This window comes from Sphingomonas sp. (assembly GCF_035317925.1).
Taxonomy (GTDB): Bacteria; Pseudomonadota; Alphaproteobacteria; order Sphingomonadales; family Sphingomonadaceae; genus Sphingomonas_I.
In genome coordinates, this window is the sequence record NZ_DATHFV010000161.1 from 1 (window position 1) to 11,151 (window position 11,151).

The following is an 11,151-nucleotide window of genomic DNA, read 5'->3' on the forward strand; positions in this document are numbered from 1 at the left end:
GCATCGCCGGCCTGCTGTTCCCCGTGAACGACCATGTAGACGTTGAAGAAGCGGTACTTGGCGCCAACGTCGACATGGTCGTTCACGGGGAACAGCAGGCCGGCGATGCCCTGGAAGGCGAAGCGGTTGTCGCTGCCGTCGAGGAACCAGTTGCCGCCGTTCAGGCGGTAGATGCCGTAGTGCACGCGAGCGACACCGGCACCACCGCCGACATAGCCCTGAACACCGTCGTCGTCGCCGAAGTTCAGGAGCGCGTTGCCCATGAAGCTCAGTACCGAGGTGTTACCGCTCGACGAGCTGGCATAGGTGCCAGCCGGCGAAAGGTTCAGCGGCGTCGAGGTGTCGTGGCTCTTAACCTCGGTATGCTTGTAGCCGACCTCGGCTTCGAGACGGAGGATGCCCAGATCATAGCCCACGATGCCATCGACATCGAACAGGCCATTCTTGTGCTTTGCCTCGTCGGCGTCGTCGACCGCACCAATATTTATGTGGGTCTTTTCGACGATGATGCCACCGCCTTCAATACCGACATACCAGGCCTTGTCTTTGGCCATGGCGGGCGATGCGAGCGCCGAAGTAGCCAGAATGGCCATCATGGCGAATTTACGCATGTGTATCCCCTTTTCCTTCCTGGGAGCGTGCAAGGTACTCAAAACCCCTAAACACTGCCCTAGTTCTACGCAAGCGCGCAAAAATGTGGACTGTTGCCGAAATGTCTCGGATCAGGACGCAACGTTTCGGTAACGCTCCAACCGCTCTGACGGACCAGTAAACTCGAAAGCGAGGGATCGGTTTCGTCGTCGCGTAATTTTTTTGCATCCGCGTGGAACTGTGCTTTCCGCAGCACAAAAAGAAGGGGCCGTTTTGGCCCCGAAATGCGGCTTATTTCGCAGCAGCAGCGGACGCAAAAAGGCCGGGCGCGGTCCCCACACCGCCCCGGCCTTTCGCTCGGCTTGCGCCGGACGGCTTAGAAGGCGACGCCGACCGTCGCGACCACGCCGCCACTCACTTCGTTGCGGCCGTTCACGACGAACTCGCCCTTCTTGAAGTCGGTGTCGACATAGGCGACGCTGAAGGACAGAGCCTTCCAGGTGTAGGCCGCGGTCAGGCTCCAGTCGGTGTAATTCTTGAGCCCGTTGGTGAGGTAGGACCGGCCCCAGCTCTCGCCGAGGTGGCCGGTGAAGGTCAGCGGCACGCCCGGGATCGCGCCCGACAGTTCGCCATAGGTGTAGAGACTGTCTTCCTTGGCCTTGCCGCCGCAGCGCGGGTCATAGGAACAGGACTGCCCCTTCTGGCTCCACGCATAGTTCAGGCCGACCTTGGTGCCGACCGGGCCGAACGTGTGCGAGGCGTTGAGGTAAGGCTCGAAGAAGTCGGTGTTGGCGCCGCCCGAGCCGGGATAGTAGTAATAGAGAAAGCCGCTATCGATCGTCGTGCCGGAGAGCGTGGTCTTGTAGCCCCCGATCAGATCGATCTCCTGGTCGCCGCCGGCGGCGACATAATCGTCGATCGAGCTGCCCCAGACGCTGAGATAGAAACCGGAGGCGTGGCTGAGGGTGAAGCTGCCCTGGACGGCGAAGCGCTTGTCCGTCTGCGACACGCCGCGGAAGCGATAGTCGCTTACCACGCTGGCAGTGCCGTTGATGGTCCAGGGACTGGCGGGGGCGGCCGGTGCGTCATCGGCCAGAGCCGGTGCGGCCACCGACATGGCAGCAAGGATGGAAAGCCCGATGAGGGTCGTGCGCATGGAATGTCCTTCTCGCGATTGCGGTCATGTTCCACTGCGCGTCGAAAGTGTCCTCTCCTCTGCCTCCTGACGGAGCGGGGGGACTGCAAGTCGACAAGGGCGATCTGGCGGACTTTGCTGCGGAGCACAATAATAAAGCGCCGACGTGCGTGACTGCGGGCTCAGGCTGTTGCGCTGCCGCAACAGCTACGCAACATCGCTGCTGATATGTGCAAGCTTATTGCCGAAGCCTGATCAACCAAGGTCCGCGGCAGCCAGCCCGCGCGCGAGATCGGCGATCAGGTCGGCCGGCTCCTCCAGCCCGATCTGCAGCCGCACCATCTTGCCGGGGGAGGCCCAGGGCACTGCGGTGCGGACCCGTTCGGGATCGATCGGCAGAGCGAGGCTTTCGAAACCGCCCCATGAAAAGCCGATCCCGAAATGCCGAAGCGCGTCGACCAGCCGCACGCGGGCCGCATCGTCGCCGTGAAGCGCGAAGGCGAACAGGCCCGCCGCCCCCAGGAAATCGCGCGCCCACAATGCATGGCCCGCATCGCCCGGCAACGCCGGATGAATCACCTTCGCGACCTGGGGCTGCGCCTGCAGCCAGTGCGCGACCTCCAGCCCGGCCGCGCCGTGCTGCTTCAGCCGCACGCCCATCGTGCGCAAGCCCCGGCTGACGAGGAACGCGTCGTCGGGACTGACCGCCTGGCCCATGATCTGGGTGGTTTTGCGGATTTTCTCGAACAGGCCGGGAATCGCGGTGCACGATCCCAGCATCACGTCCGAATGGCCCGCGACATATTTGGTGCAGGCGAGGATCGCGACATCGACGCCATGGCCGATCGCCGGGAACAGCAATGGGGTCGCCCAGGTATTGTCCATCATCGTGACCACGCCGCGCTGTTTCGCGGCGGCACACAAAGCCGGTACGTCCTGCACCTCGAAGGTCAGGCTGCCCGGGCTCTCCATGAACAGGACTTTGGTCTTGTCCGAGAAAAGCGCTTCGATCGCCGCGCCGCGCACGCCCGGATCATAATAACGCGTCGCGATGCCCAGCTTCTTGAGCATCGTGTCGCAGAAGGCGCGCGTCGGCTCGTAGGTGCTGTCGGTCATCAGCAGCTCGTCGCCGGGCTCCAGCACCGCCAGCAGCGCCGTGGTGACCGCCGCTGCCCCCGAGGCATGGAGCGTCGTGCCCGCAGCACCCGGCTCCAATTCGGTGAGCGCTTCCGCCAGCGACCATTGGGTCGGGCCGCCGCGCCGGCCGTAATAGAGCACATCGTCGGCATGGCGGACCGCGTCGCGCAGCGCGGCGACATCGTCGAACAGCACAGTCGAGGCGCGCCATACCGCCGGGCTGACCAGCCCCTGCGTCCATTCCTTGCGCCGCCCGGCTTCGACCAGGCGCGTGCCGCTGCCTTTCTTGTCCTTACCGCTCATCGCTGCCACCTAACGCTCAATAGCCGGCATAGCGCACCACCACGCCCCTGAATTTCGGCCATGCGTCCGAAACCGGGACCGAACCGCCGACATAGACCCGGAATTCGAAAATCTCGCCATGGCGCGGATTGGTGAACGGGATTTCGATCTTCCCGCTCGTATAATCCTGGTCGCCGCGGCGCAGCTCGGTCATCGCGATCCGTTCGCCGAACAAGGCGACGTCGAGCACGAGGTCGGGCACCGGCCCGCCGGCCCAGTCGAAATGGAATTCGGCGATATAATTGGACGCGTCGAGCCCGATATAAGGGCCGAACACCGCGCATTGATTCTTTTGCGTCAGGTCGAGCTCGATCTCCCACGGGCTGGCCTTGACCAAAGGCGTGCGGAAATCGCCCGCCGGATAGGCGCGCACCGATCCGTTGTCCGGATGCCAGAACGGCTTGGCGATCTTCTCGACCACCAGCTCGATCTCGTAACAGCCGTCCGTGCCCTGATAGGGCATGATCGAATAATCGAAGCCCGCGTCATTCTCGACCAGATGGCGGATGCGGTAGCTATTCTCCTCGAACGCCGCCTCGATCTCCGACAGCAGGCTGACCGGCGTATAAAAGCGCTTGTGATCGGGGTTGATCGGCGAGGGCAGCTTGCGCTTGCGTTCGAACAGCAATTGGTGCGGCACCACGATCACGAGGAAGCCGCCGACCCGCAGCAGCCGGTACCAGTCGCGCAGCACGCCCAGCCAGTCGCCGATATGTTCGAAGCAATGGCTCGAATAGATCGCGTCGAAACTGCCGTCCGCGAACGGGAAAGTCGCGCCCTCATAGCCAGGATAGCCGACATCGACCCCGATCGCCTGGGGCACGACCGGCACGGTCGCGCCTTCATAGCCCTTGTAGCCGATCTCCATCACGTTCGGCCCGGACATGTAAGCGTCGAAGAAGCCGCTCGCGATCTTGGCGGCATAGCTCTTGCCGGTTTCGAACCCGACCGGGCGGCCGGCATGCAACGTCTCGGTCGGCATCACGCGATCGAGGTCGATCTCGACCCCGATCACGTCGAGCGCGACCTTGCCCTTGGCGAATAGCCGCACTTCAACATTGGCGGTCAGGTTCGCGATATCGGCCTCAAGCGTCAGCACGCCGCCGGCCTCGGCCAGATCGAAAAGCTCCGACACCAAAACGCGCGTGCCCTTCTCGGCCACGATCTCCATCTTGACCTTGCCGCGCGCGCCTTCGCCCAGCACGACACGCGCGACGATATGGCCGGGCGGCAGATCGAGATAGGGGCCGAACAGGATGCAGCCCGACGACGCCTTGACGTGCAGGCGACCGCCGTCCTTCGCGCCCTGATCGGACTGCATGGCGGCGCCTCCACCCGGAAAGCGCCATGGAATCACCGACATTCGCATCCCCGGCAGATTTGATTGGATCACGCCCATAGCCGATCCGGATCGCCGCGCCAGCGGTTGTGCGCCATCCTGCACGCGCCTAAATCGGCGGTTATGACCATCACCCATCTCGGCCAGACATCGGCGCTGCCCGCTTCGCCGGAAGCGGCATCGCTCGATTACGTGCCCAATCCGCGGCCCGGCAAAACCTATCTCGTCCGCTTCACCGCGCCCGAATTCACTTCGCTCTGCCCGGTCACGGGTCAGCCCGATTTCGCGCATATCGTGATCGATTACGTGCCGGGCGAGACAATCGTCGAATCCAAGTCCTTGAAGCTGTTCCTGGGCAGCTTCCGCAACCACGCCGCCTTCCACGAGGATTGCACGGTCGGCATCGGCGAACGGCTGGCGGCGGAGATGAAGCCATTGTGGTTGCGGATCGGCGGCTATTGGTATCCGCGCGGCGGCATCCCGATCGACGTCTTCTGGCAGACGGGCGCGCCGCCCGCCGATCTATGGCTGCCCGATCAGGGGGTCGCCCCCTATCGCGGGCGTGGCTAAGACTAGAAAAGAGGGAGAGAGACATGACGCGCTTTGCGATACCGATGCTCGCCGCAGCTTTGGCCGCTGTGCCGATCCAGGCCGCCGTCACCATCGCCAATCCCGCCAGCGACCAGATGGCGCGGCTGAGCGTGATCCAGCGCAAGGGCGCGCTCCGCGCGGCGCTGCTCGATTCGGGCGTGCCCTGCGAACGGGTCGAGAAGACCAATATCCAGGGCCCGTGGGCGAACACGATCCTGTGGCGCGCCAAATGTTCGGGCGACCCGCGCAACGATTATGCGGTGTTCGTCGGCCCCGACGCCTCGGTCCAGGTGCGCTATTGCGCCGAGATGGCGGAACTCAAGCTGCCGAAGTGCCGACCGTTCAGCAACAATCCGCCCGCCGCGATCAGGCTGGCGAAACCATCACATTGATGCTCGCGTCCTTCGCATCCGACAGCTGGAGCCAGTAGCGGCCCGGCTGCAGATCGAAGGCGACGATCTTGGCGATGCCCGAACAATCGGGGCCATGCGCATGGTCCGCCGATTTCAGCCGATCGCCCTTCTGCACCAGATCGATCCACGCGCCCGAAGACAAAGCGATGCGATAGCGGCCGGCTTTCGCGACATCGATCGGGAAGAAGCCACCGAAACTGCCTTCCTTTGCGGGCCGCGCCAGCGCGGGCCTGAACTCGACCTGCGTCGCGGGCTTGAGCGCCAGCGTCGCCGCGCTGCCCACGCCAAGCGCCGAGCCCGCCGGATGGCCCCAGCCCTCGAAGCCGGCGACCGGCTCCATCCGGACGCAGACTGGTTTGGGTGCATCGGCCGCGGCGGCCGCCAGCACGAACAGCAACGGGATCATATCAGCTTGATCTCCCTCAACCGCTGCAGAAGATAATCGTGCGCGGTGATCGGCTCGGGGAACAGGTTGGGCCGCGCGTCCGAGACGCACTGCGGCAGCGTCTCGATCAGGTAATCGGGCCGGAAGTGCAGGAAGAAGGGCATCGAGTAACGCGCGACGCCGCGCCGTTCGGGCGCCGGGTTCATCACGCGATGCGTGGTCGAGCGCAGCACCTTGTTGGTCAGCCGCTGGAGCATGTCGCCGACATTGACCGCGAGCTCGCCTTCCTTGGGCTGGACCGGCAGCCAGTTGCCGTCGCGGTCGAGCAATTGCAGGCCGGCTTCCTCGGCGCCGAGCAGCAAAGTGATCGTGTTGATATCCTCGTGCGCACCCGCGCGGATCGACGGGCCGTCCGCGCCCATCGGCGGATAGTGGAGCAGGCGCAGCACGCTGTTGCCGTCGCGGACCGTATCCTCGAAGAAATCGGGCACGAGCTTCAGGTAGCGCGCGATCGCGCGCAGCAGGCGGGCGCCGCACGCGTCGAGCGCGTCGAACAAGGCGAGCTCGGCTTTCTTGAAATCGGCCAGTTCGTCGGGCCAGAGGTTAGGCGCCATCATGTCCGCGAAGGGATGGCCCTCGGGCAGTTCGCGCCCGACATGCCAGAATTCCTTGAGGTCGTGCGCCTTGGCATCCTTGGCGGTTTCGATCCCGAACGGGGTGTAGCCGCGCGCGCCACCCTTGCCGGTGTGGTAAGCGCGCTTGGCCTCTTCCGGCAAAGCGAAGAACAGCTTCGCCTGACGTTCCGCCTCGGCGATGATGTCGGTCGGAACCCCGTGATCGGAGACGATCGCGAAGCCGTAACGTTCGAACGATCCGCCCAGGGCCTGGGCGAATGCTTCGGGGTCCGACGCCTCCTGCGCGAGGCTGACGGTCGGAACTGCGGGTCGGTCTAGAGTCGTTGCCATGGCCACGATCTAACCCGGTCCGCCGGCCAATCCTAGCATCTGTATGCCTTGCCTCAGCCTTTCGGGGTCAGCCGCAGCAGCCGGCCGTTCGCTTCGTCCTCGACCAGCCACAGCGCGCCGTCCGGCCCCGCGACGACGTCGCGGATGCGGTGGCCGAGGTTCCAGCGATTCGCCTGATGCGGTCCGCCATCGAAGGCTATCCGCACCAACCCGGTGGTCCCCATCATGCCGATGAAGGCCGATCCCTTCCACTGCGGGAACAGGTTTCCGTAATAGAAGGTCAGGCCGGCGGGCGCGATGATCGGCGTCCAGTAGAGCAACGGCTTGGCGAATTCGGGATGGCCGTCCGGGCTCGGGATCGGCTTGCCGTTATAGTTGATGCCATAGCTGACCAACGGCCAGCCGTAATTCTTGCCCGGCTCGATCACGTTCAATTCGTCACCGCCCTTGGGGCCATTCTCGGTTTCCCAGAGCTTGCCCTGCGCGTCGAAGGCGAGACCATATTGGTTGCGATGGCCTGTGGTCCAGGTTTCGGCCGGAGTCAGATTGGGCGCGGGAATTTTAACCTGCCTGACCGGCGCGGTTTTGGCGGCCTCGGTGTCTTCCGGCGGATCAATCAGGCCGATCGTCGTCGCGCCCGTCTTGCCCGCCCACGGATTGCCCGGCGCGGGCTTGCCGTCGAGCGTCAGGCGCAGAATCTTGCCGAGCGCCTGATTGGGGTCCTGCGCGGGGGTGAAGCGCTGCCGCTCGCCCGAGCTCAGGAACAGGTATTTGCCGTCGGGCGAAAAGGCGATGTAGCCGCCGAACTGGCCGCCGTCGCCGCGCGGCAATTGCCGCCAGATCACCTTGAGGCCAGCCAGATGCGCGGTGCCGTTGGCGGCGACCAGTTTGGCATGCGCCAGCGCGAGGCCCGATCCGCCCGCGCCGGGCTCCGAATAGGTCAGATAGACGCCCTTGTCGGCGGTGAAGCTGGGCGCGACCGCGACCGACAGCAGGCCGCCCTGACCGGCATAAGCGACCTTGGGCACGCCGGTCACCTCGACCTTGTTCTTGCCCGGCGTGACCAGCCACAATTTGCCCGGCTTCTCGGTCACCAGCAGCCGCTGGTCGGGCAGGAAGGCGATCTTCCACGGGAAATTGAAATGCTCGACCGTGGTCAGCGTGAAGGGCTGATCCGCATCCACCGCAATCGCGGCTTCATTGGTCTGGGCCTGGATGCAGGCGGGAAGCGAAACGCACAGAAAGGCGGCGAGCAGCGAACGGCGAAGCATGAGCATATTCCCGTAAAGGCGCTTGGACGCCGGGCGGAATAGCGGCTGACTGCGATGTCGGCCAGCGCCGATGCGTTGAATCGACCTAAGTCTAGTTGTGCGGTTTAGTTGAGCCGCGCGTTGCGGCGCGCGGTCAGCAGCGACAGACCGCCTGCCAGCGGATCGCGAATGCTGAGGAAGGCGCGCGAGCCGCCCGCGATGAAGCGGCCATAGCGGCTCTTTTCTTCCAGCCGGCGCACGAACAGGGCCTGGCGGCGGGGATCGCGCAGCGTCGCGACATGACGGCCGGTGAGGATGATCCCGCTCCAGGCGCCCAATTGCAGCACGCAATCGCCGACATAGGCGCCGGCCAGCGCCGCCCAGGCTTCGCGCTCCGCCGCCGGCGCATGGGCTTCCGCCCAACCAGCATTGAGCGCCAATTCCCACGAAACGTGGAGGTTGCGCTGGCGCAGCTTGCGCATCAGTTCGATCTCATTGTCGTCGGACGGCGAGAAGCCGGCATTACCCGCCTCGCCGTCGGTCACATGGCAGCGGCCGTCCTCGGCTACGTCGAGCGCAGCGGCGTTGACGCCGTCGTCGATCATCACGACCGCCCAGCGGCCTGGCTTCGTAAAGTCGAAACCGGGGCCGCCGAAATGTTCGAGTTTGCCGGGGCCCTGCCCGAGCAGCGACCAGGCGGTCGCCGCCACGTCGTTGATCACCGCCACCGGGCGGCCGAACATCGCGTTCAGGCCCGAACGCGAAATCGTCCAGCGCGAGCGCGCGACCGGGATCGCATCGCCGGCGGGCGGCGCCGGCACCGCGAGCACACATTCCGCGCCGCGCAGCGACATGCCCGATTGGCGCTCATAGGTGAGCAAGGCATCAGTAAAGGTCGGATGCGCATCGCCCTGAAGCGAGACGACCGAATCGATCCGATCGGAGCCCGCGGTGGTGCAGCCGAAACGCACGACTCCAGCGGTCGATGCGTCAGCCAGAACCCAGCGTCCCTGATCGGTCATTATGTCACTCTCCGGAGGCGCATTTGTTGCGCTTATTTGGTCCGATATAGGACTAATTGCCTGCAACAAGGTTAACGGCGGGTCAGCTTTATGACAGCCGCACAGCCACACGGTTTCCGCCTTGCTGAAACCAACTCCACTCACTATGTGGCCGGAAGTCTTCTCTCGACATTGGAAACTCTGCCGGGGCCGGCGCCGCAAGGCACCGGCGCGAAGGCGCTTAGGAGTTTCACAACCGAACATGACCGACATTGCCGCCATCACGAAGTTGATCGAGCCCGAGGCGAAAGCGCTCGGCTTCGAACTCGTGCGCGTGGCGATGTTCGGCGGCCGGACCGACCCGACCTTGCAGATCATGGCCGAGCGGCCCGACACGCGCCAGCTCGACCTTTCCGATTGCGAGGCCCTGTCGCGGCGCGTGTCCGAGGTGCTCGACGCGAACGATCCGATCGAGGAGCATTACCGCCTCGAAGTGTCGTCGCCCGGCATCGACCGGCCGCTCACCCGGCTCCAGGATTATGCCGACTGGAAGGGCTATGATGCGCGCATGCGCCTCGCCGAGCCGCTGGAAGGCCGCAAGCAATTCGACGCACGCATCGTCGGACTCGAAGGCGACACCGTCACGGTGTATGCTGAACGGGTCGGCGAGATAGAGATTCCGTTCGGCCAGATCGCCAGCGCCAAGCTGTTGCTGACCGACGCATTGATCAAGGCAACCGCGCCCCTATCGGCCGCGGGAGCGGACAAGATTATCGAAATCGCGCCGATCGAGGGCGCGGACAAGATTTCACAGGAAGGATGAGTTAAGTCCATGGCTACCGCCATTTCCGCCAACAAGGCCGAGCTTCTCGCCATCGCCGACGCCGTCGCGCGCGAGAAACTGATCGACAAGGCGATCGTGATCGAGGCGATGGAGGACGCGATCCAGCGTGCCGCCAAGGCCCGTTACGGCGCCGAGAACGACATTCGCGCCAAGATCGACACCACCGCCGGCGACGTTCGCCTGTGGCGCGTCGTCGAGGTGGTCGAAGAGGTCGACAATTACTTCACCCAGGTCTCCGTCGCCGAGGCGCAGAAATTGCAGCCGGGCGCGGTGCTGGGCGATTATATCGTCGATCCGCTGCCGAACATCGAGTTCGGCCGTATCGCCGCCCAGGCCGCCAAGCAGGTGATCTTCCAGAAGGTCCGCGATGCCGAGCGCGAGCGTCAGTATGAGGAATTCAAGGATCGCGCGGGCGAGATCATCGTCGGCACGGTCAAGTCGGTCGAATTCGGCCATGTCGTCGTCAATCTCGGCCGCGCCGAGGGCGTGATCCGCCGCGACCAGCAGATCCCGCGCGAGGTACTGCGCAAGGACGATCGCGTGCGCGCGCTCATCCTCAAGGTCGTCCGCGAGAACCGCGGTCCGCAGATCTTCCTCAGCCGCGCGCATCCCGATTTCATGAAGAAGCTGTTCGCGCAGGAAGTGCCCGAAATCTACGACGGCATCATCGAGATCAAGGCCGCCGCCCGCGACCCGGGTTCGCGTGCCAAGATCGGCGTGATCAGCCGCGACAGCTCGATCGATCCGGTCGGCGCCTGCGTCGGCATGAAGGGCAGCCGCGTCCAGGCGGTCGTCCAGGAATTGCAGGGCGAGAAGATCGACATCATCCCCTGGTCGCCCGACAATGCGACCTTCGTCGTCAACGCGCTGCAGCCCGCCCAGGTCTCGCGCGTGCTGATCGACGAGGACGAGGAGCGGATCGAGGTCGTCGTCCCCGACGATCAGCTCTCGCTCGCGATCGGCCGTCGCGGCCAGAATGTCCGCCTCGCCAGCCAGCTCACCGGCAAGGCGATCGACATCCTCACCGAAGCCGACGCCAGCGAGAAGCGTCAGAAGGAATTCGTCCAGAACAGCGAGCTGTTCCAGAACGAGCTCGACGTCGACGAGACGCTCGCCCAGCTGCTTGTCGCCGAAGGCTTCGGGAGCCTCGAAGAGGTC

The 11,151-nt window shown here is 64.6% G+C and carries 12 protein-coding genes; 4 read left to right on the plus strand and 8 right to left on the minus strand.

From position 1 onward, the window contains the following. The 4 genes from VK533_RS12020 to VK533_RS12035 all read right to left on the minus strand — a co-directional run. Positions 1-611, minus strand: a 611-nt coding sequence (locus VK533_RS12020) for an outer membrane beta-barrel protein (protein ID WP_324377940.1), incomplete at its 3' end; no start/stop codon positions are given. Between the two features lie 356 nt (positions 612-967). Next, entirely contained in the window at positions 968-1,747 is a 780-nt protein-coding gene (locus VK533_RS12025; RefSeq protein ID WP_324377942.1) for a TorF family putative porin, read from the minus strand. A 234-nt stretch (positions 1,748-1,981) separates the two neighbouring features. Beyond that, positions 1,982-3,166 carry a cystathionine beta-lyase gene (gene metC / locus VK533_RS12030; protein WP_324377959.1) on the minus strand — a complete coding sequence of 395 codons (1,185 nt, stop codon included), beginning with the start codon at positions 3,164-3,166 and terminating at the stop codon, positions 1,982-1,984. 16 nt (positions 3,167-3,182) lie between these two features. Then, complete coding sequence (locus VK533_RS12035; RefSeq protein ID WP_324377943.1) at positions 3,183-4,526, minus strand: class I SAM-dependent methyltransferase; 1,344 nt, start codon at positions 4,524-4,526, stop codon at positions 3,183-3,185. Between the two features lie 141 nt (positions 4,527-4,667). On the opposite strand from VK533_RS12035, the gene queF reads away from it, so the two are divergent. Together queF and VK533_RS12045 are read left to right on the plus strand one after the other, a co-directional pair. Then, complete coding sequence (gene queF / locus VK533_RS12040; protein WP_324377945.1) at positions 4,668-5,114, plus strand: preQ(1) synthase; 447 nt, start codon at positions 4,668-4,670, stop codon at positions 5,112-5,114. Positions 5,115-5,137: 23 nt separating this feature from the next. Next, positions 5,138-5,527 carry a hypothetical protein gene (locus VK533_RS12045; protein ID WP_324377946.1) on the plus strand — a complete coding sequence of 130 codons (390 nt, stop codon included), beginning with the start codon at positions 5,138-5,140 and terminating at the stop codon, positions 5,525-5,527. On the opposite strand, the gene VK533_RS12050 is transcribed toward VK533_RS12045, so the two are convergent. The 4 genes from VK533_RS12050 to VK533_RS12065 all read right to left on the minus strand — a co-directional run bounded on the left by VK533_RS12050 (position 5,502) and on the right by VK533_RS12065 (position 9,170). Continuing rightward, on the minus strand, positions 5,502-5,954 hold the full coding sequence (locus VK533_RS12050; protein ID WP_324377948.1) for a hypothetical protein: 453 nt from the start codon (positions 5,952-5,954) through the stop codon (positions 5,502-5,504). The genes VK533_RS12045 and VK533_RS12050 overlap by 26 nt on opposite strands. Beyond that, positions 5,951-6,898 (minus strand): isopenicillin N synthase family dioxygenase, encoded by a 948-nt coding sequence (locus VK533_RS12055; RefSeq protein ID WP_324377950.1) that lies wholly within the window; start codon positions 6,896-6,898, stop codon positions 5,951-5,953. Before VK533_RS12055 ends, VK533_RS12050 begins: the two co-directional genes overlap by 4 nt. 53 nt (positions 6,899-6,951) lie before the next feature. Continuing rightward, positions 6,952-8,169, minus strand: coding sequence for a PQQ-dependent sugar dehydrogenase (locus VK533_RS12060; RefSeq protein ID WP_324377952.1), 1,218 nt, complete (start codon positions 8,167-8,169; stop codon positions 6,952-6,954). 104 nt (positions 8,170-8,273) lie between these two features. Continuing rightward, positions 8,274-9,170 (minus strand): glucokinase, encoded by an 897-nt coding sequence (locus VK533_RS12065; RefSeq protein WP_324377953.1) that lies wholly within the window; start codon positions 9,168-9,170, stop codon positions 8,274-8,276. Positions 9,171-9,411: 241 nt separating this feature from the next. On the opposite strand from VK533_RS12065, the gene rimP reads away from it, so the two are divergent. Continuing rightward, positions 9,412-9,972 carry a ribosome maturation protein RimP gene (gene rimP, locus VK533_RS12070; protein ID WP_324377955.1) on the plus strand — a complete coding sequence of 187 codons (561 nt, stop codon included), beginning with the start codon at positions 9,412-9,414 and terminating at the stop codon, positions 9,970-9,972. A gap of 9 nt (positions 9,973-9,981) precedes the next feature. Then, positions 9,982-11,151 (plus strand): transcription termination factor NusA (nusA, locus tag VK533_RS12075; protein ID WP_324377957.1); only part of this gene is annotated, 1,170 nt, incomplete at its 3' end.

What these genes read in the sequence shown, in the direction of transcription:
- rimP (WP_324377955.1), top strand. Translation starts at nt 9,412, where the DNA reads ATGACCGACATTGCCGCCATCACGAAGTTGATCGAGCCCGAGGCGAAA.
- VK533_RS12050 (WP_324377948.1), bottom strand. Translation starts at nt 5,954, where the DNA reads ATGATCCCGTTGCTGTTCGTGCTGGCGGCCGCCGCGGCCGATGCACCC.
- VK533_RS12025 (WP_324377942.1), bottom strand. Translation starts at nt 1,747, where the DNA reads ATGCGCACGACCCTCATCGGGCTTTCCATCCTTGCTGCCATGTCGGTG.
- VK533_RS12065 (WP_324377953.1), bottom strand. Translation starts at nt 9,170, where the DNA reads ATGACCGATCAGGGACGCTGGGTTCTGGCTGACGCATCGACCGCTGGA.
- VK533_RS12055 (WP_324377950.1), bottom strand. Translation starts at nt 6,898, where the DNA reads ATGGCAACGACTCTAGACCGACCCGCAGTTCCGACCGTCAGCCTCGCG.
- queF (WP_324377945.1), top strand. Translation starts at nt 4,668, where the DNA reads ATGACCATCACCCATCTCGGCCAGACATCGGCGCTGCCCGCTTCGCCG.
- VK533_RS12035 (WP_324377943.1), bottom strand. Translation starts at nt 4,526, where the DNA reads ATGCAGTCCGATCAGGGCGCGAAGGACGGCGGTCGCCTGCACGTCAAG.
- VK533_RS12045 (WP_324377946.1), top strand. Translation starts at nt 5,138, where the DNA reads ATGACGCGCTTTGCGATACCGATGCTCGCCGCAGCTTTGGCCGCTGTG.
- VK533_RS12060 (WP_324377952.1), bottom strand. Translation starts at nt 8,169, where the DNA reads ATGCTTCGCCGTTCGCTGCTCGCCGCCTTTCTGTGCGTTTCGCTTCCC.
- metC (WP_324377959.1), bottom strand. Translation starts at nt 3,166, where the DNA reads ATGAGCGGTAAGGACAAGAAAGGCAGCGGCACGCGCCTGGTCGAAGCC.